Genomic DNA, 17,282 nt, shown 5'->3' on the forward strand with positions numbered 1-17,282 from the left:
TCCCAGGATCTGTTAAGCCCTTGCCTCGGCCTTCTTCGAAGACTTGTTAGACCTAACCTTAGCCTGCGTCGTGGTGTTCCCCGTACCCTTATCCCGGGCATCGGCCTGGGTCTTCTCGACCTTGCGTTCCTGCGCTTTGACGGCAGGCTCGGTGCTGCGGAGAAGCGAGTACAACGGCGATGCGACGAACAGCGTCGAGAGCGCCGCGATGATGGTGCCGACGAACAGCGACAAGGCGATATCGGTCAGCGTGCCGGCACCAAGGACGAAGACCCCGATGAACAGAATTGCCGCAACCGGGAGGACGCTGACAACTGACGTGTTGATCGAACGCACAGTTGTCTGGTTGACACCGAGATTGACCATGTCACTGAACTTCTGCCGGGTGTTGCGCTGGAAGTCCTGGGTGTTCTCACGGATCTTGTCGAACACCACCACGGTGTCATAGAGCGCGAAGCTCAGCACCGTAAGGAATCCGATCACAGCGACAGGAGTCACCTCGAAGCCGGTCGCGGAGTAAATACCCATCGTCACGATCATCACCTGCAGCAGGCCGACCATCGCGGCGACCGACATCTTCCAGGTGCGGAAGTACAGGGCCATGCCGATAGCGGCCAGGGCCACGAAGATGACCAGCGCGCGGGCCATCTTCTCGGTGACGTCCTGGCCCCAGGCCGGTCCGACGAACGATGACGTCACGTCGCCGTTCTCCACCTGGTAGGCCGCGACAAGCGCTTCCCGGGCCTGCTGCATCTGGTCGTCGGTCAGCTGTTCGGTCTGGATTCGCACCGCAGTGTCCGAGGTGGGTGTCAGCCGTGGCTCGGCCTCTGGAAGCACCTCGCGGATCGCGTTCTGGCCAAGCTCTGCCGAAGTGTCCTTGACGTCGGCGATCTGGAACTCGGAGCCACCACGGAACTCGATACCGAGATTGAACCCGCCGCGAAACACCGGCACCAGGACCGACAGGATTACGAACGCGAGGCTGATGGTCAGCCAGAGCTTCCGACGGCCGACGAACGGGATCGACCGCTTACCGCTGTGAAGGTCGTTGCCCCAGTTGGAAAAGCTGGCCATTTAGGACTCCTTCGAGCTGGAGGCGCTCACCTTGTCGGCATCGGTTGCAGACGAATCGGCCGTGCCGGCTTCTGCCGCGGCGCGACGCTCTGCGATCGTCATCCGGCGTTCGGCCTCGGCCGCCGCACCGGTGTTCTTCTTCTTTGCTTTGGATTTCGCCTCGTCGAAGTCGAAGCCCATCGCACCGCGGTACTGGGCCTTCTTGACTCCCAGCCGTCGCGGGTCCAGCCCGGACCAGGGATGTCCTTGGCCAAAGAATTTCGTCTTCGCCAGCAGCTGCAGCATCGGGTGGGTGAACAGCAGCACGACCAGCACGTCGATCAGCACGGTCAGGCCGAGCGTGAAAGCGAAACCACGGACGCTGCCGACCGCGAGCACGTACAGCACGATGGCGGCGAGCAGGTTGACGCTCTTTGAGGCGTAAATCGTGCGTGAGGCACGGTTCCAGCCGATCTCAACTGCCGACACCAGACCGCGTCCGCCACGAAGTTCGTCGCGAACCCGCTCGAAGTAGACAATGAACGAGTCAGCGGTCATACCGATGGCGACGATCACACCGGCGACACCGGCAAGCGACAGCCGATAGCCGTACCGCCAGCCGACCAGGCAGAGCAGCAGATAGGTCAGCACGCCGGCGACCGCCAGGCTGGCGACCGTCACGAGGCCGAGCGTCCGGTACTGGAACAGCGAGTACACCACGACGAGCAGCAGGCCGATCACTCCGGCCAACAGGCCCTTCGCCAGATAGTCGGAACCCAGGGTTGCCGAAATCTGTTGCTCGGTCTGCACCTTGAAGGAGATTGGCAGCGCGCCGTTCTTCAGCTGGTTGGCGAGAGTCTGCGCCGATTCAGTGGTGAAACTACCGCTGATCTCGGCCTTGCCGTCGCTGATGATCACCTCGGAGCTCGGTGCCGAGATCACGTTGCCATCCATCACGATGCCGAACTGGTTCAGCGGAGGCTGCTGACCGGTCAGCCTGGTGGTGATTTCACGGAACTGATCGGTGCCTTCCCGATCGAACTCCAGGTTGACCACCGGTTCGCTGGTCTGCTGACCGGAGGACGTCGACTTGTATCCCTGGCTCGCATCCTTGATGTGCTGGCCTTCGATCTCCACCGGCCCCAGGATGTACTTGGCCGAGCCGTCCTGCGAGCAGGCGACGAGCGCGGTGTCCGCGGCGTCGAGCGAACCGCCGGTGCGGTTCTCTTCCTTCGTGCAGTCAAGCGCGTAGTACTTAGCGGCGATGGAATCGGTGATCCAGGCCATGTCCGAGCCGTTACTCGGCTTCGTCTTTGGCGTGTCCTCCGGCACGGGAACGTTGATCCCGCCGTCTTCCGGTGCGGGCTCGCTTGGCTTGGGCTCGTCTTTGGAGTCCGAGGTTGCGTTGCCACCGGCATCCGGTGTGGCGTTGCCACCGGCATCCGGCGTCGCGTTGCCACCGCCCGACGGGGCGTCGGACTTCTCGTCCTGCTTCGGTTCCTGCGTCTTGCCCTTATTCAGTTCGTCGATCTGCTTTTGAACGTCTTCGGGAATTTTTTCCGACTCGGCGGGCTCGGTGGCCCCTGCCGGTCCCGGCGCGCCCTGGACAAGTACCGGCCGGAAGCGAAGCTGGGCCGAAGACCGAATCAGCTGCCGGGTCTGTTCGTCCGGATTCCCGGGAATGTTGACCACGATGTTGCGGCCACCCTGCGTCGTGACCTCCGACTCCGAGACCCCGGTCGAGTCCACGCGCTGGCGAATAATCGCCACCGCCTGGTCGAGCTGCTCCTTGGTGATCTCCTGGCCGCCGGAAAGCTGCGGCGCCAGCACGATCGAGGTGCCGCCCTCCAGATCGAGGGCAAGCTTAGGCGACGCACTCGCTTTTCCCCAGATCACGCCACCGGTCAGAACGGCAGCCAGCACCAGGGTGATGACCGCGAGCCCGATAAAGCTCCGGCCCGGGCGTGTGCCGGAAGTTGATGATGCCAACGAACAATCTCTTCTCGTTCAGTAGGCAGCAGCACTGCCCGCTCGTCGCCTGGTCTGGTCCGGCCCTGCGGCCGGCAGGACGCTACTTCTTGTCGTTTGAGTCCGAGTCAGCGTCGCGAGCCGAATCGGCGTTGCGAGGCGACTCGACGGTACCGTCCACCGGACGGTTCGTCTTGGCAGCGTCATCGCTTTCAACGACGTCGCCTTCGACAACCAGGTCGTCACGGACGTCGACATCGTCCTGAACAGCGTTATCCCTGGCGTCGACACCATTAGTCGTGTCCGCACGCTTGCCGAACTCCGGTTCGGTTTCGCTCAGGCCCGAAGCGTCGTTCGGAACCTGGACATCGATTTCGTCCACTGCCGCGTCGTCATGTGTCGAGTGGACCGAGGCAGCCTCGGTGATCTTGCCGATCGCCTGCTTGTGAATGCGAAGGGTGGTGCTTGGACCGGATTCGAGTAAGACTTCGTTTGTCTCTTCATTCACCGAAATGACGGTGCCGAAAACGCCGAACGTGGTCATGACTTCGGCGCCCGGACCTAGCTTGGTGGCCATTTCCTGCTGCTGCGCCTTCTGCTTGCGGCGGGAGTTGTACATCATGAAGATGAGCAGACCGCCCAGAACGACGACAAGTAGAATTTCCACGGTGGGACTTCACAGCCTTTCGATGTGCGGCGTTCTCTACGCCGCGAATGTCTGATTTAACGTCGGTTCGCACACAACGTCACCGACCGAGTCTAAGTGAGCCCGGCCTCAGATGCATACTTTCACGGCGAACTGGTACTTCGCTGAGAGTGAAGTCAAGGAATAACCGCGGGACGGACAGCCGATCACAGTGGCAGCGGGTTGTCCCCGCGCTCCGGATTCAGCCCGAGGTGCTTCCAGGCGGCCGCCGTCGCGATCCGGCCGCGCGGAGTGCGGGAAATGAAGCCCTCGCGGACCAGAAACGGCTCCGCCACAGTCTCCACGGTTTCCGGCTCTTCGCCGACGGAGACCGCCAGGGTGTTCAAACCTACCGGTCCCCCGCCGAAACGGGTGCACAGAATCTCCAGAACTCCGCGGTCCAGGCGGTCCAGGCCACGCATATCCACCTCGTACACAGCGAGGGCGGCCTTGGCTGCTTTCTGGTCGACGATGCCCTCGCCGCGCACCTGGGCCCAGTCACGAACCCGTCGCAGCAGGCGATTGGCGATACGGGGTGTTCCGCGGGATCGGGTGGCAATTTCTTCGGTGCCTCGAGCCGTGGCCTCGATACCCAACAGTTTCGCGGAGCGATGCAGCACATGAACCAGGTCATCCGAACTGTAGAAGTCAAGATGTCCGGTGAAGCCGAACCTGTCGCGCAACGGCGCCGGCAGCAGGCCGGAGCGCGTGGTGGCTCCAACCAGGGTGAATGCCGGGATCTCCAACGGAATCGCGGTAGCTCCCGGCCCTTTTCCGACGACCACATCGACCCTGAAGTCTTCCATCGCGACGTACAGCATCTCCTCGGCTGCGCGGGCCATCCGGTGGATTTCGTCGACGAAAAGCACCTCGCCCTCTTCGAGCGAGGAGAGAATTGCGGCCAGGTCGCCCGCATGCTGCACGGCCGGACCCGAGGTCAAACGCAACGGCGAACCCAGTTCGCTTGCAATGATCATTGCAAGCGTCGTCTTGCCCAGCCCGGGCGGACCCGATAACAGGACGTGGTCCGGGACCCGGCCACGGCCTTGCGCCGCCTCGAGCACGAGAGACAGCTGGTCGCAGACGCTCGCCTGGCCGACGAACTCCCCCAGGCCCTTCGGACGGAGCGCAGCTTCGGCTGCCCGCTCCACGGAATCCGCGTTGACCGAGGTGAGCCGTTGCGATTCGGCACCGGTCAACTCGGAGCCCCCGAGGCTGACTTCGAATGATCCGTCAGTTTCCATCAGCGGCGGCCAAGTTCCTTGAGCGCTTCCTTGAGCAGCACGGCGACGGACTCCTCGCCGGCACCGTCCACGACCGTCTTGGTGGCCTCTGCCGCCTGTTTCTGATTCCAGCCGAGGCCGATCAGCGCATCGATTATCTGCTCCTCCTTGGCGCTCGGCATCGCCGTCTGAACTCCGGGCAGACCGATGCCACGCGGAATACCAAGTTTGTCCCCGAGTTCGAGCACAATTCGCTGCGCACCCTTCTTGCCGACGCCGGGTACCTTCATCAGTTCAGTGAGGTTGCCGTCGATCACCGCTCTGCGCAGCCCGTCCGGGGCGTGCACGGCGAGCATCGCCAGGGCGAGCCGGGGCCCGACGCCAGATATCGTCTGCAACGTCTCGAACACGTCCCGAGCATCGTCGTCGGAAAAGCCGTAAAGGGTAAGTGAGTCCTCACGGACCACAAGGGAGGTCGACAGTGTCGCCTCGCTGCCCAGCCGCAGCTCGGCCAGGGTTCCCGGCGCGGCGTAAACCAGCATTCCGATGCCGTTCACCGAAATCACCGCGGCGTCCAGCCGCAGGCTTGCTACTACTCCGGTCACAGAAGCAATCACGCGCGCAATCCCATCCCTACTTAGATCCGTCAGCGCTGTCGGCAGGCTTTCCGAACGAACACTTGTACTAATACCCTAGCGCGGGACTCCGACATTTCCGGTACCGACCCGCGGCCGGCACCGATGGCGTGGCGGCACCGATGCGCGGTGTGGCGGCTATTTGCGCGTCTGTTTCAGCGCCTGCGCCCACTGCTGCTGTGCGCGGGTCAGCCCGGAGCCTTCCCGTCGGAGCCCGAGCCGGTCGGGCAGATCCTTCGCCGCTCCAGGCGTCGACGATCCGACCGCCGCGCCCCGCCACAAGTGGCAGATCGCCAGGGCGAGCGCGTCCGCAGCGTCGGCCGGCTTCGGTGGGGCGTCCAGCTTGAGAATCCGGGTGACCATCGCGGTTACCTGCGCCTTGTCGGCGCGCCCCGAACCGGTGATCGCCGCCTTCATCTCGCTCGGCGTGTGCATACCAACCGGGATACCGCGTCGTGCGGCCAGGCCGATGGCGAGGCCGGACGCCTGTGCCGTGCCCATGATGGTGGAGACATCGTGCCGAGCGAAGACGCGCTCTACTGCGACGACATCCGGACGATAGTCGTCAAGCCACTGGTCGAACTGCTCGGCCAGTTCACCGAGCCGAACGTCCACGGACGAATTCTTGTCCGTGCGGAGCACACCGACCGCAACCATGGTTGCGCGCCGGCTTGGCAGTGAGTCGATCACGCCGAGTCCGCATCGGGTCAGGCCGGGATCGACGCCGAGTACCCGCATCGCCGCCGGCTACTCGTCGTCTTCCAGTGCGGCGAGGACCTCGTCGGAGATGTCGGCGTTGGTGTAGACGTTCTGCACGTCATCGCTGTCCTCGAGCGCGTCGATCAGCCGAAAGACCTTGGCGGCGCCATCGGCGTCCAGCGGCACCTCGACGGATGGCACGAACGATGCCTCGGCCGAGTCGTAGTCGATGCCGGCATCCTGCAACGCCGTGCGCACGGCGACCAGGTCGGTGGCCTCGCTGAGCACTTCGAACTGGGCGCCGTCGTCATTGACTTCCTCTGCTCCGGCCTCCAACGTGGCCTCCAGGACCTCGTCCTCGGAGGTGCCGTCCTTCGGCACCACGACGACTCCCTTGCGGCTGAAGTTGTATGCCACCGATCCCGGATCGGCCATGTTGCCGCCGTTGCGAGTGACAGCTAGGCGAACGTCGGAGGCCGCGCGGTTGCGGTTGTCGGTAAGGCACTCGATCAACAGCGCCACTCCTTGCGGGCCGTAGCCTTCGTACATGATGGTCTGATAGTCGGCGCCACCGCCATCCTCGCCGGACCCGCGCTTGACCGCACGGTCAATATTGTCGTTCGGGACAGACGACTTCTTGGCCTTCTGAATCGCGTCGTACAGCGTCGGGTTGCCGCTAATATCGCCGCCGCCGACCCGGGCCGCCACCTCGACGTTCTTGATCAGTTTGGCGAAAAGCTTGGCGCGTTTGGCATCGATGGCCGCCTTCTTATGCTTGGTTGTTGCCCATTTTGAGTGGCCCGACATTGTCCGCCCGTCTCCTCTAGCTTCTAGTTGATGTGCCTGGTATTCCCGTCCCAGCCGCCGGCGAGCAGCGGTTCGAGAATCGCGCAGAGTTCGGAGGGATAGATAGTTTCCTCCGATGCGGCGATTGCCGGAAGCGACCACCAGCGAAATTCTCCGAGCGTCCGGCGTTCGATATCCGTCCAGCCTTCAGCACTGAAATCATAGTCGCCGTCAACCCGTGCAAGAAAAAACTCCTCGCGCTGGCGCACTGTCTTGCTGATGAACCTGAACTCCGCGCTGCGCCGGCATACCGGCCCCACGAGCTCGGCCGGGTCCAGTCGCAATCCGGTTTCCTCGGCGACTTCACGCGCCGCACCCTCGGCGGGCGTTTCGTGCGGTTCCAGCCCGCCACCCACGGTGAACCACCAGTGGTGTGCCGAATCGTCAGTGTCATAGCCGTGAATCAACAGCACCTCGTCGTGCTGGTTCACCAGCAAAACCCGCGCAGCCTCCCGCGCCGGCACGCCGTCCGGGTCCGGGGTCCATTCGTGCAGCGGGTCGGCATCGGCATCGGGTGCAATCTCCGGTTGCTCCGTCGCAACGAGAAGCTGACGACGCACCGCCACGATCCGCTGACAGATGGTGACCAGACACAGGACGGCCAACACGCCGAGAACAACTGTAAGCACCATCCGCGGCAGCCCGAGTCCAACCAGGCCAGTCACCACGAGGGTCAGCAGCAGCCGGTCTGCCCGTTCGGCGATTCCACCGGCGGCCTGGACGCCGAGTCCTTCCGCCCGAGCTCGCACATAGGAGACGATGCTTCCCATCACGAGGCACGCCATCGACAGCATCGCGGTGAGGTGATGATCGCCGTCCAGGAAGTACCACGCCGCCAGACCGGTGAACACCGCTGAGTCGCCGAACCGGTCGAGGCTGGAGTCCAGAAACGCTCCCCAGGTCGACTTTCGTCCCTGCAGCCGGGCCATGATTCCGTCCAACATGTCTCCGAACACGAAGACAGTGATGACAACGGTGCCCCAGAAGAGCTGGCCAAGTGGATAGAACACCAGGGCGCCAAGACATACCCCGACCGTGCCGATCACAGTGACGGCATCGGGCCCCAGCCCGATACGCAGCAGGAACCTGGCCACAGGCGTCAGCAGGCGGGTGAACAGTGCGCGGGCAAATTTGTTCAGCATCTCAAACGTCAGCCTAATCAGCCTGGCTGGCTTCGCGGCCCACCGACCCGCCGAATACGGCCCTGGCCACCGAGCCATGTAAAAATGGTAGCCATGGCCGAAACTCGCTTCCTGTCCCGCTCTGGGCTTGTCTGGCGGCTGATCAGCTTCGGACTCTTGTTCGCTTTGACTGTGCTGGGTACCGCTGTCCTACATGACCCCTGGTGGCCGATCGGGCCCCAGAAACAATATGCCACCGGCGCTAACCTTAACGGCATGATCCGGTCAGCCTATGCTGTCGCCACCCTGGACGACGGCCGTCAGGTCCGGGTTCCCTTCGGTGTCAACGGCATCGGCATCGGGCGAGCGGAGATCGAAGGGCAGCTGCAGCGCTTCATCGACGATCCATCGCTGCTGCAGGCGCTTGCCGTGGCGCATGCCCGCAAGATGCCGGATGAGCCGGACTACGTCCAGGTCACCCTGATGCAGAAGCACACTCCGCTGATCAACGGCGTCGAGCAGGCGCCTCAGGATGTCACCTTGGCAGAGTGGACAGTCATCGATCCGGAGAATCTGGGATGACTGCACAGGACAGAGTCGCGGCCACCGGCACACAACCCGATACCCGCTCCGCGTTCCGGCGATGGGCCGCTCCCCTGGTCCCGCTGGAACGGATTGCGATCTTTCGCACCTTCATTTACCTGTTCCTGATTGCGAACACGTTTTTCATCCTGAACGATCCACCCGCCCTTGCCAATGTCCCGGCCGATCTGTATCAGCCGATCATTCTGCGCCAGGTGCTTCACCTGCCGGCGCCGAATGTGCCTTATGTGACGGTGCTGCACATCGTGCTCGTGGTCAGTGCGCTGATCGCCGCCAGCGGCAGGCTGCCCCGGATCGCCGGAACGGTCGCGCTGCTCGCATTCGTGGACTGGGCGACCATCGGGTACAGCTTCACCAAGGTCGACCACGACCAGTACGCCTTCTTCGTCACACTGCTGGTGCTCCCGCTGGCCGGCCAGGCCAAGTGGGGCGACCGGACATTGAGCGAGGCCGCCGGCTTCACGCTGCGCGCCGTCCATGTCGGCGTCGTGCTGTGCTACTTCCTCTCCGCCTGGGCAAAAATGCGCTACGGCGGCTGGGGCTGGGCCAACAAGGTCGTGATCGGCTGGGCATTTGCCCGCCGCGGCACCGACTTCGCCCAGTGGCTGCTGACATTTCCATGGTTCCCGCGATTCGGCCAATGGCTGATGCTGATCGCGGAATTCGGTTCACCGATCCTGTTGTTCCTGCGCAAGCGGTGGCTGGCCGTCGCGGTGCTGTTCTTCTGCGGATTCCACCTGTTCACCTTCCTCACCCTGGAAATCCATTTCCTGCCGCTGGTCATCTGCCTGCTGTCGTTCGCCCCGCTGGAAAAGGTGTTCGGCATCGATTCGCGGCTCGGACAGGCGATCACTTCCCGGCGGCCCACCTAGCCGGAACCAAGGCGGGCCCCGCACCCGCACGGGCGCAGACCGCGAGCTTCAGGCGAGACCGCGCGCGAATACGCGCGCGGTCCTGCCTGACGTCCGCGTCCTGCCGCCAGGGTTGACACAGAGTTCGCGGTCTTGCCCGGCTAGCCGACCGGCAGGTGCTTGTTCCACCAGCGCAGGATGTGCTCGAAGCGGGCAACTCGGTGTTGCGGTTGACCGGAGCGGGAGAGTTCGTGAGTTTCTCCCGGGAAGATCAACAGTTCGGTGTCGATACCGCGCAGTTTGAGCGCCATATAGTATCGCTGGCCCTGTTCCAGAGGGCAGCGGAAGTCGCGCTCCGAGTGAATAACGAAGGTCGGGGTGCGGACCTGGTCGATCATGTCGTAGGACGACTGCGACCGCATCTGTTCCGGATCGGCGCCGACGTACTCCTGACCGAAGAACGTGCCGATGTCCGATGTGCCAATAAAGGACTCCGGATCGATGTATCCCCGCTCGACTATCGCACCGGCAAAACGGTGATCGTGGGCAACGATCCACGAGGTCAGGTAGCCGCCGTACGAACCGCCTTGCACTCCGAGCCGGCCTGAATCCAGCGCCGGAAACTCCTTGAGCGCCGCGTCCAGAAACGACAGCACGTCGTCCATCGCCAGATTGCCGAAATTGCCTTTCACCGCAAGCCCATGCTCGCGGCCGTAACCCGCCGAACCTCGTGGATTCGGCAACAGGACGGCGTAACCGGCCCGGGCGTAAACCTGGGCCTCGTCGAACAATGCCCAGCTGTGCTGCGAGAACGGGCCGCCGTGCACTGTAAGCAGCACCGGATGCGGCCCTTCGCCTTCGGGCAGCACGACCCAGCCGTGCACCGGGTAGCCGTCGGACGCCTTCGCCTCGAACTCTTCCGGGATGCGCAACGGCACGTTCTTCCGCAGCGACGCGGAGAAGTCGGTGACTGCTGTCAGTTCCCCGTCGACGACGGTGCCAATCTCCCCCGCTGAACTCTCGTTGCTGAACGACGCGACGATGATTCCGCTCTCTTCATCCACGTCGAGGCCGCCGAGCACCGTTCCGGGCTCCGAGAGATACGTCAGGCCTGCTGAGCCGAAACTGGCGAGCCGGACCGACCCGCGCTCGGTCAGCCCGACCAGGACCGTGCCGTCCCGCAATTCCGCAATTCCCGTGCCTGGGTCCAGGTCGCTCGCCTCGGTGTCGGTCAGCCGCTCGGGCACCGTCCCCGCATTCAGGTCCAGCCGGTACAGTCCGGTCAGTTGAGCGACGAAGTCTGAGCCACTTTCGCCCAGGTCCTGCGCCAGCAGGAAGAGGCTGGTGCCATCGGTAGCGGGTTCGAAGGCGGAGATGCCGAGCGTGGTGTTTGTCAGCAGGGACGGCTTCTCCCGCGATTCGAAAGTGCTTACGTCGGAGTGTGCGCCGACGGTGTACACATCCGAGAAGCGGTCCTCATCCCGCCCGTCGTGGGCAGCCGCGAGGAATGCGATCCGCTGCCCATCGGCGAGGAAGCGCGGAGACGAGGCGTCGTAATCACCGGCGGTCAGCTGACGCGACTCCGGCAACTGAGCCGGAGCAGTAGGCAGACTGTCGTCTCGCAACGGGACATCGACCACGAAGACCTGCTGGCGCTGGTCGATCACATATCCGGCATCGTTCGACAGATAGCTACGCGTGGTCACGTGCCGAGGCGGCTCCGCACCGGGCGAGACGTCCGGATCTGTTCCGTATCGGCCTTCTTCGGGCACCCGGGCCGTGTAGGCGATTGAGCCGGAGTCCGGCGCGAAGGTGGGCTCGCCGGCTCCGAGCGGGGCATCAGTCAGCCGTAGTGGTTCACCGCCGTGCACCGGCATCGCGTACAACTGAGGCTTGCCGCCCTTGTCAGCCCGCAGGAATGCCAATGTCGAGCCGTCCGGGGAAACCACCGGGTTGGCATCGCGGTAGCCGCGAGTCAGTTGGCGAACCGTCCCCGCTCCATCGAGATCGAGACTGAACAGCTGACCGACATAGGCATTGTCCGGCGAGTGCGCCCGGGAGGCTGCATAGACCGCGGTTTTACCCCCGGGCAGCACCGCGGGCGCGGAAACTGTGACCAGCTGGTCGATGTCGTTCGGTCGCATTCGATCTCCTTTGATTCGTGGTGAACGTGACGTCTTCGGGTTGCGCTCAGTCGAGCGAAGCCCAGGCGGCGGCTAATGCGGATCGCACCTCGCCGTGCACCTGCGGCAGTGCCTTGGTCTGCGCGATAATCGGCAAGAAGTTGGCGTCGCCGCTCCAGCGCGGCACTATGTGCTGGTGCAGATGGGCCGCGATGCCCGCGCCGGCCGCCTCGCCCTGGTTGAGGCCGATATTGAAGCCCTGCGGGCTGGACACCGCACGGATGACGCTCATCGCCTGCGAGGTGAGTTCTGAGATCTCGTCCCGCTCGGCGATGGTGATCTCGGTGTAGTCCGCAACGTGACGATATGGACACACCAGGACGTGCCCGGGGTTGTATGGGTAGAGATTCAAGACGACGTAAGCACTATCGCCTCGCTTGACGATCAGTCCCTCGGGATCGCTCCTGGCCGGGGCGGCACAGAACGGACATGCCTTTTCGGTGTTGTCGCTCGGCTTGTCCGCACCGCCGATATATGCCATCCGGTGCGGGGTCCATAGCCGCTGGAATCCGTCCGGAACGCGGGCGAAGTCTTCGGCGCTCTCCGCACCATCCAGCTGTCCCTCCGGCGTGGCCTCCGGCATGCTTAAACCTGCGCCCTGGTGCGGACTGCTTCCACGATCCGCTCAACTGCTTCATCGACCGGCACGGCATTGTCCTGTGAACCGTCGCGGAACCGGAACGACACCGCGCCGGCTTCCTGGTCGTCGCCGCCGACGATAAGCAGGTACGGGATCTTCCGTTTGGTGTGGGTTCGGATCTTCTTCTGCATCCGGTCGTCCGAGTCATCGATCTCCACCCGGATGCCGCGGTTACGCAGTTTCGCCGCGACCTCATGCAGGTAGGGAGCGAAGTCCGCCGCAACCGGGATGCCGACCACCTGGACCGGCGCGAGCCAGACCGGGAAGGCGCCCGCGTAGTGCTCGGTCAGCACGCCGAAGAAACGTTCGATTGAGCCGAACAGCGCCCGGTGGATCATGATGGGCTGCTTGCGACTGCCGTCGGCCGCCGTGTATTCCAGGTCGAAGCGAGCCGGGGTGTTGAAGTCAAGCTGGATCGTCGACATCTGCCAGGTACGGCCGATCGCGTCCTTTGCCTGCACCGAGATCTTCGGGCCGTAAAACGCCGCGCCGCCCGGATCAGGCACCAGTTCGAGGCCCGACCCGCGGGCGGCTTCTTCCAGTGCCGCAGTAGCGGAAGCCCAGATATCGTCCGAGCCGACATATTTGTCCTCGTTGCGGGTCGACAGCTCAAGGTAGAAATCGTCGAGGCCGAAATCACGCAGCAGGTCGAGCACGAAGCCGAGCAGCGACTTCAGCTCATCCTGGACCTGGTCCTCGGTTACGTAGATGTGCGCGTCATCCTGGGTCATGCCCCGCACGCGGGTGAGACCATGGATAACTCCCGATTTCTCGTAACGGTAGACCGAACCGAACTCGAAGAGACGCATCGGCAGCTCGCGGTACGAACGTCCGCGAGCATCGAAGACCAGGCAGTGCATCGGGCAGTTCATCGGCTTCAGGTAGTAGTCCTGGCCGGGCTTGCGCACGTTCCCCTCGGCGTCGCGTTCCTCGTCGATGTGCATGGGTGGGAACATTCCGTCGGCGTACCAGTCGAGGTGACCCGAGACCTCGTACAGGTGGCCCTTCGTGATGTGCGGGGTGTAGGCGAACTGATAGCCGGCGGCGATATGGCGCTCACGCGAATAGTTCTCCATCTCCTGGCGGATGATCGCGCCGTTGGGATGGAAGACCGGCAGGCCGGATCCCAGCTCATCCGGGAAGGAGAACAAGTCGAGTTCCGCCCCAAGCTTGCGGTGGTCGCGACGTTCGGCCTCCGCCAGTCGATCCTGGTAGGCCTTCAGCTCCTCCTTGCTCGGCCAGGCGGTCCCGTACACCCGCTGCAACTGCTCATTGGCCTGGTCGCCGCGCCAGTATGCCGCTGACGAACGGGTGACCGCGAAACCATTGCCGATCAGCTTGGTCGATGGCAGGTGCGGTCCGCGGCAGAGGTCCTTCCAGACCGTCTCGCCGGACCGATCCACATTGTCGTAAATCGTGAGTTCTCCGCCGCCGACCTCAACCGACGATCCGTCATCCGCACTTGCGCTGCCCTTGTCGGCGATCAGTTCGAGCTTGAACGGCTCCGCGGCGAGTTCCGCGCGGGCCTCCTCATCGGAAACGACCCGGCGGACGAAACGCTGACCGCGCTTGACGATCTCCTGGGCCTTCTTTTCGATCTTCTTCAGGTCTTCGGGAGTCAGCGGTTCCGGCACCTGAAAGTCGTAGTAGAAACCATCCTTGATCGGCGGGCCGATTCCGAGGTTGGTGTCCGGGATAACCGCCTGGGTGGCTTGCGCAATCACGTGCGCGGCGGAGTGCCTGAGGATGTTCAGGCCGTCGTCGGAACCTATCTCCACACCTTCCACGACATCGCCATCCTCGATCACGCGATCGAGATCGACCAGTTCGCCCGAGATCCGCAGCGCTATAACGTCCCGCCGGCCGGAAAACAGCGCAGTCCCCGTGGTGCCCGCTTCACCTACGGATGATTCTCCGTCGAGGGTGAACTTGATATCAGCGGGCACAGGTACTCCTTGTTTCGTATGATCATTTACTGCTCGTTGGCCGAACGAGTATCGCGAAGACCATCGTATCGGTTCAGATTTTCTGCACCGTGTCGCCCAGCCGGGCCGTGCCTGGCACCGCAACCCGGCCGTAAATCCCGGCACAATGGCGCGGTGTCGACGTCAGCTCAATCTCGACCTCGGCGCCAAGCCGAAGCCGGTCGCCGATATCCCACGGCACGGCAACGGAGTCCCCCGAGGCGGGCGGCCACTCGACCACGACATTCGCCCGTGGTTCCTGGTTTCCGCTACTCACCAGATGCACCGGAGCGACCTTGGTAAGGCTCGTCGTCTGTTCCTCCGGCTCGACCCCGACGATTCGCGCGGCGGTGCCCAGCAGCTTACTCAGAACAGGGTCGATAACGGCCACTTCTCGCTCCGCCTGGGCTCTGCACAGTCCTTGCCCCCCAGGCAGCTCGAAGCCGACTTCGACCGGAGTGATTTCGGCGATCGCCGGATACTGTTTGGCCTTCAGCGGATTGCCCTCCGGATCGACCACGGAGTAGCTTCGGTCGCCCACCGGGCCATATGCCGCGAACGCCACGGCCGCAGGTTCGACTCCGCGGGCGGACTTCAACGGGAAAATCCTCAGGGCGGCGATCTTTCCAGCCATAGCGCTCATGTTTCCAGCTTAGCCAGCCAACCCGGGCGCGCGCCGGTGATTTAACCCTGGTTCACCAGAGCTTCCACCACGGCCGCGCGGTCACTGCCGCTCGTTCAAGCTCGCGCTCTGCCGGCAGGTCACCGGCCGCGGTGATGCTTTCGCCGAGCTCGGCTGCGAGCTCCGTTATCCGGGGCACCCTGTCCACCGAAGCCACTGCGACCGGGTAACCGTCCCAATCGGCGCCTAAGAAGACGATGGCCAGGCCGTGTTCGTTCAGTGCTTCCTCAGCGACGGGTAGCAGCTTCAGGAAGTGGGCTCCGGAATCCGAAAGCAGCGACAGATCGACCGGACGTTCCCGGACGCTGACCAGCTGCGAAAGGCTCCACTCCAGATCGTCGGCACCGGCCCGACGGTCCAATTCCGTCATCAGGCGGTTGGCCTCCAACCAGTCGAGGAAAGCCAGCCACGGCGAGACCTCGGACGCCGAATCAATGCCGCGATCGGCAAGCCGATCCTCGTTGTCGGCCAGGTAACTGGCCGGCGACTCCAGTGCGGCGAGCACCGCTCGAAAGAGAGACGGATCATCGCTGAAATCCGCGCAAAGTTCCTGCCAGATCGGATAAGTCGACATCGCCGCGCTTCTTTTAGTGTGGACTGGGCCCAGCTACGAATCTACCGCGAGAATAGCGTCTGCCGAAACAAAAAAACCCCCGGAATTACCGGGGGGTTAAGTTAAAGTTCCTGTGCGCGATACTGGGATCGAACCAGTGACCTCTTCCGTGTCAGGGAAGCGCGCTACCGCTGCGCCAATCGCGCCTTCGTGTTCCAGACTTAAGAACATCAAGGCCGTACCGAGGTGGAGACGGGATTCGAACCCGTGTAGACGGCTTTGCAGGCCGCTGCCTCGCCTCTCGGCCACTCCACCGCGAGGCGACTCACAATAAGTGTGCCTCCGAGCGGACGACGGGATTCGAACCCGCGACCCCAACCTTGGCAAGGTTGTGCTCTACCAACTGAGCCACGTCCGCATGCTTTACGACTTTCACCACTTAACCGCCTGTCGTGCCGGTGTTCTGCGCTGTCGTCGTTGCGAGATAGAACTTTACCCACATCTTTCACCGGATGCCAAATCGCCGGTGTTGCTGCGGGCAACCTTGGGGTTTGCTCACGATTTCTGCCATATCGCCGATTCGGCGCTGGCCAGTCTTCTAGTGCCTCTTATGATGAGAGTGCCGTGAAATTCGACGGCGCAGAAGGAGGAATTGATGACGACGCGTCCGCGCCTCGGAATGCGTAACCGGTGACAACCCACGTGGCGAAAACCGAGGGCGCGCAGCAGGTACGCCGGCACCGGCACGCCCCGGTCTGGATGCGAAAGCTGCGGCTCGGATTTCATCGTTGGCGGTTCGTCATCCGTTCGAACCCGCATAGCCGGTTCTGGTACCGGTTCATTCTCGGCGCCCTGGCAACCCTCATCGTCATCATCGGCCTGCTGCTCGTGCCACTCCCCGGCCCCGGTTGGCTGATCGTCTTCATTGGCATCACCATCCTGTCCACCGAGTTCGGTTGGGCCAAGCGAATTCTGCATCGCGGCAGGGCACTGGTCACCAAGTGGTCACACTGGTTGATGCGCCGGCATATGGCCGTCCGGCTCGCCCTGTCGTTATCCACATTCCTGTTCGTCTGCGCCATTGTCTACGGCGTCCTGCGGCTAACGGGCCTACCGGATTGGGTGCCGGCCGACCTGGTACCCACCTGGTTAGGGCTCGAGCTGAGCGGGCGTGTAAAGTAATTTTCGTTGCTTGGGCGATTGGCGTAGTGGTAGCGCGCTTCCTTCACACGGAAGAGGTCACTGGTTCGATCCCAGTATCGCCCACAAGCCCCTGACCTGCACGTTTAGCAGGTTTGGGGCTTTTTTGTTTCTGTCTTAGTGCAGTTTTTAGTGCAGTTGAGACTGTTTCTCGACGACCTTCTCTCCGCAGACACTTTGATCGTGAACGCCTTCATCCGCAGACACCTCCAGCGGCGCGATCCGTTTCCATCCAACTCGCGACCCCTCTCGGCGCACTCGACCGCCGAAAACTCCCCCAGTCTCACCCTCACAGCTCACCCGCCCGCGCTACGGCAGGCAACACCGCGATCCCTTGGGGGCTAACCGCCAAGGCGTGCACAGATGTCAACTAGTG

Annotated in this window: 16 protein-coding genes, 4 tRNA genes and 1 pseudogene; 4 read left to right on the plus strand and 17 right to left on the minus strand. The window is 63.3% G+C overall.

Going from position 1 to position 17,282, the window contains the following annotated elements; all coding sequences use genetic code 11:
* Positions 1-12: 12 nt before the first annotated feature.
* From secF to pgsA, 9 genes and pseudogenes are all read right to left on the minus strand, one after another.
* Positions 13-1,074 (minus strand): protein translocase subunit SecF, encoded by a 1,062-nt coding sequence (secF, locus tag LWF01_RS08815; protein ID WP_349640651.1) that lies wholly within the window; start codon positions 1,072-1,074, stop codon positions 13-15.
* Positions 1,075-3,042, minus strand: coding sequence for a protein translocase subunit SecD (secD, locus tag LWF01_RS08820; protein ID WP_349640652.1), 1,968 nt, complete (start codon positions 3,040-3,042; stop codon positions 1,075-1,077).
* 82 nt (positions 3,043-3,124) lie between these two features.
* Complete coding sequence (yajC, locus tag LWF01_RS08825; RefSeq protein WP_349640653.1) at positions 3,125-3,688, minus strand: preprotein translocase subunit YajC; 564 nt, start codon at positions 3,686-3,688, stop codon at positions 3,125-3,127.
* 185 nt (positions 3,689-3,873) lie between these two features.
* Complete coding sequence (gene ruvB / locus LWF01_RS08830; RefSeq protein ID WP_349640654.1) at positions 3,874-4,950, minus strand: Holliday junction branch migration DNA helicase RuvB; 1,077 nt, start codon at positions 4,948-4,950, stop codon at positions 3,874-3,876.
* Positions 4,950-5,546, minus strand: coding sequence for a Holliday junction branch migration protein RuvA (ruvA, locus tag LWF01_RS08835; RefSeq protein ID WP_349640655.1), 597 nt, complete (start codon positions 5,544-5,546; stop codon positions 4,950-4,952). The genes ruvB and ruvA overlap by 1 nt, the downstream gene beginning before the upstream one ends.
* Before the next feature lie 156 nt (positions 5,547-5,702).
* A complete protein-coding gene (gene ruvC / locus LWF01_RS08840) occupies positions 5,703-6,302 on the minus strand; it encodes a crossover junction endodeoxyribonuclease RuvC (protein ID WP_349640656.1) in 600 nt (199 codons plus the stop codon).
* 9 nt (positions 6,303-6,311) lie between these two features.
* Positions 6,312-7,070, minus strand: coding sequence for a YebC/PmpR family DNA-binding transcriptional regulator (locus LWF01_RS08845; RefSeq protein WP_349640657.1), 759 nt, complete (start codon positions 7,068-7,070; stop codon positions 6,312-6,314).
* A 23-nt stretch (positions 7,071-7,093) separates the two neighbouring features.
* The gene (locus LWF01_RS08850) at positions 7,094-7,675 is read right to left on the minus strand and encodes an NUDIX hydrolase (RefSeq protein ID WP_349640869.1); all 582 of its coding nucleotides are present in this window, start codon (positions 7,673-7,675) and stop codon (positions 7,094-7,096) included.
* A pseudogene (pgsA, locus tag LWF01_RS08855) lies at positions 7,652-8,251 on the minus strand (phosphatidylinositol phosphate synthase); the annotation flags it as partial. The gene LWF01_RS08850 and the pseudogene pgsA, both read right to left, overlap by 24 nt.
* 93 nt (positions 8,252-8,344) lie before the next feature.
* Between pgsA and LWF01_RS08860 the strand changes: the two are divergent.
* Together LWF01_RS08860 and LWF01_RS08865 are read left to right on the plus strand one after the other, a co-directional pair.
* Positions 8,345-8,812: a hypothetical protein gene (locus tag LWF01_RS08860; protein ID WP_349640658.1), complete on the plus strand. Its 468-nt coding sequence runs from the start codon at positions 8,345-8,347 to the stop codon at positions 8,810-8,812.
* Positions 8,809-9,705: an HTTM domain-containing protein gene (locus LWF01_RS08865; RefSeq protein ID WP_349640659.1), complete on the plus strand. Its 897-nt coding sequence runs from the start codon at positions 8,809-8,811 to the stop codon at positions 9,703-9,705. Before LWF01_RS08860 ends, LWF01_RS08865 begins: the two co-directional genes overlap by 4 nt.
* A 140-nt stretch (positions 9,706-9,845) precedes the next feature.
* Here the strand turns inward: LWF01_RS08865 and LWF01_RS08870 are convergent, their stop codons facing one another.
* The 8 genes from LWF01_RS08870 to LWF01_RS08905 form a co-directional block, all read right to left on the minus strand.
* Positions 9,846-11,828, minus strand: coding sequence for a S9 family peptidase (locus LWF01_RS08870; RefSeq protein ID WP_349640660.1), 1,983 nt, complete (start codon positions 11,826-11,828; stop codon positions 9,846-9,848).
* A gap of 46 nt (positions 11,829-11,874) precedes the next feature.
* Complete coding sequence (locus tag LWF01_RS08875; protein ID WP_349640661.1) at positions 11,875-12,450, minus strand: HIT family protein; 576 nt, start codon at positions 12,448-12,450, stop codon at positions 11,875-11,877.
* Positions 12,451-12,452: 2 nt separating this feature from the next.
* Positions 12,453-14,453: a threonine--tRNA ligase gene (gene thrS / locus LWF01_RS08880; protein WP_349640662.1), complete on the minus strand. Its 2,001-nt coding sequence runs from the start codon at positions 14,451-14,453 to the stop codon at positions 12,453-12,455.
* 73 nt (positions 14,454-14,526) lie between these two features.
* The gene (locus tag LWF01_RS08885; RefSeq protein WP_349640663.1) at positions 14,527-15,114 is read right to left on the minus strand and encodes an MOSC N-terminal beta barrel domain-containing protein; all 588 of its coding nucleotides are present in this window, start codon (positions 15,112-15,114) and stop codon (positions 14,527-14,529) included.
* Positions 15,115-15,166: 52 nt separating this feature from the next.
* Complete coding sequence (locus LWF01_RS08890) at positions 15,167-15,727, minus strand: DUF6630 family protein (protein WP_349640664.1); 561 nt, start codon at positions 15,725-15,727, stop codon at positions 15,167-15,169.
* Between the two features lie 113 nt (positions 15,728-15,840).
* Positions 15,841-15,912: transfer RNA gene (locus LWF01_RS08895), tRNA-Val, on the minus strand.
* Positions 15,913-15,950: 38 nt separating this feature from the next.
* Positions 15,951-16,021 (minus strand) — tRNA-Cys (locus LWF01_RS08900).
* Positions 16,022-16,051: 30 nt separating this feature from the next.
* Positions 16,052-16,124, minus strand: a tRNA-Gly gene (locus LWF01_RS08905).
* Between the two features lie 272 nt (positions 16,125-16,396).
* Here LWF01_RS08905 and LWF01_RS08910 point away from each other — a divergent pair.
* Together LWF01_RS08910 and LWF01_RS08915 are read left to right on the plus strand one after the other, a co-directional pair.
* Complete coding sequence (locus LWF01_RS08910; RefSeq protein ID WP_349640665.1) at positions 16,397-16,888, plus strand: TIGR02611 family protein; 492 nt, start codon at positions 16,397-16,399, stop codon at positions 16,886-16,888.
* Positions 16,889-16,900: 12 nt separating this feature from the next.
* Positions 16,901-16,972 (plus strand) — tRNA-Val (locus tag LWF01_RS08915).
* Positions 16,973-17,282: the final 310 nt, after the last annotated feature.

Source organism: Saxibacter everestensis, assembly GCF_025787225.1.
Taxonomy (GTDB): Bacteria; Actinomycetota; Actinomycetes; order Actinomycetales; family Brevibacteriaceae; genus Saxibacter; species Saxibacter everestensis.

Coding starts and splice junctions, on each gene's coding strand:
- secF (WP_349640651.1), bottom strand. CDS start 1,074: ATGGCCAGCTTTTCCAACTGGGGCAACGACCTTCACAGCGGTAAGCGG.
- ruvB (WP_349640654.1), bottom strand. CDS start 4,950: ATGGAAACTGACGGATCATTCGAAGTCAGCCTCGGGGGCTCCGAGTTG.
- ruvC (WP_349640656.1), bottom strand. CDS start 6,302: ATGCGGGTACTCGGCGTCGATCCCGGCCTGACCCGATGCGGACTCGGC.
- LWF01_RS08845 (WP_349640657.1), bottom strand. CDS start 7,070: ATGTCGGGCCACTCAAAATGGGCAACAACCAAGCATAAGAAGGCGGCC.
- LWF01_RS08860 (WP_349640658.1), top strand. CDS start 8,345: ATGGCCGAAACTCGCTTCCTGTCCCGCTCTGGGCTTGTCTGGCGGCTG.
- LWF01_RS08865 (WP_349640659.1), top strand. CDS start 8,809: ATGACTGCACAGGACAGAGTCGCGGCCACCGGCACACAACCCGATACC.
- LWF01_RS08870 (WP_349640660.1), bottom strand. CDS start 11,828: ATGCGACCGAACGACATCGACCAGCTGGTCACAGTTTCCGCGCCCGCG.
- LWF01_RS08875 (WP_349640661.1), bottom strand. CDS start 12,450: ATGCCGGAGGCCACGCCGGAGGGACAGCTGGATGGTGCGGAGAGCGCC.
- LWF01_RS08885 (WP_349640663.1), bottom strand. CDS start 15,114: ATGAGCGCTATGGCTGGAAAGATCGCCGCCCTGAGGATTTTCCCGTTG.
- LWF01_RS08890 (WP_349640664.1), bottom strand. CDS start 15,727: ATGTCGACTTATCCGATCTGGCAGGAACTTTGCGCGGATTTCAGCGAT.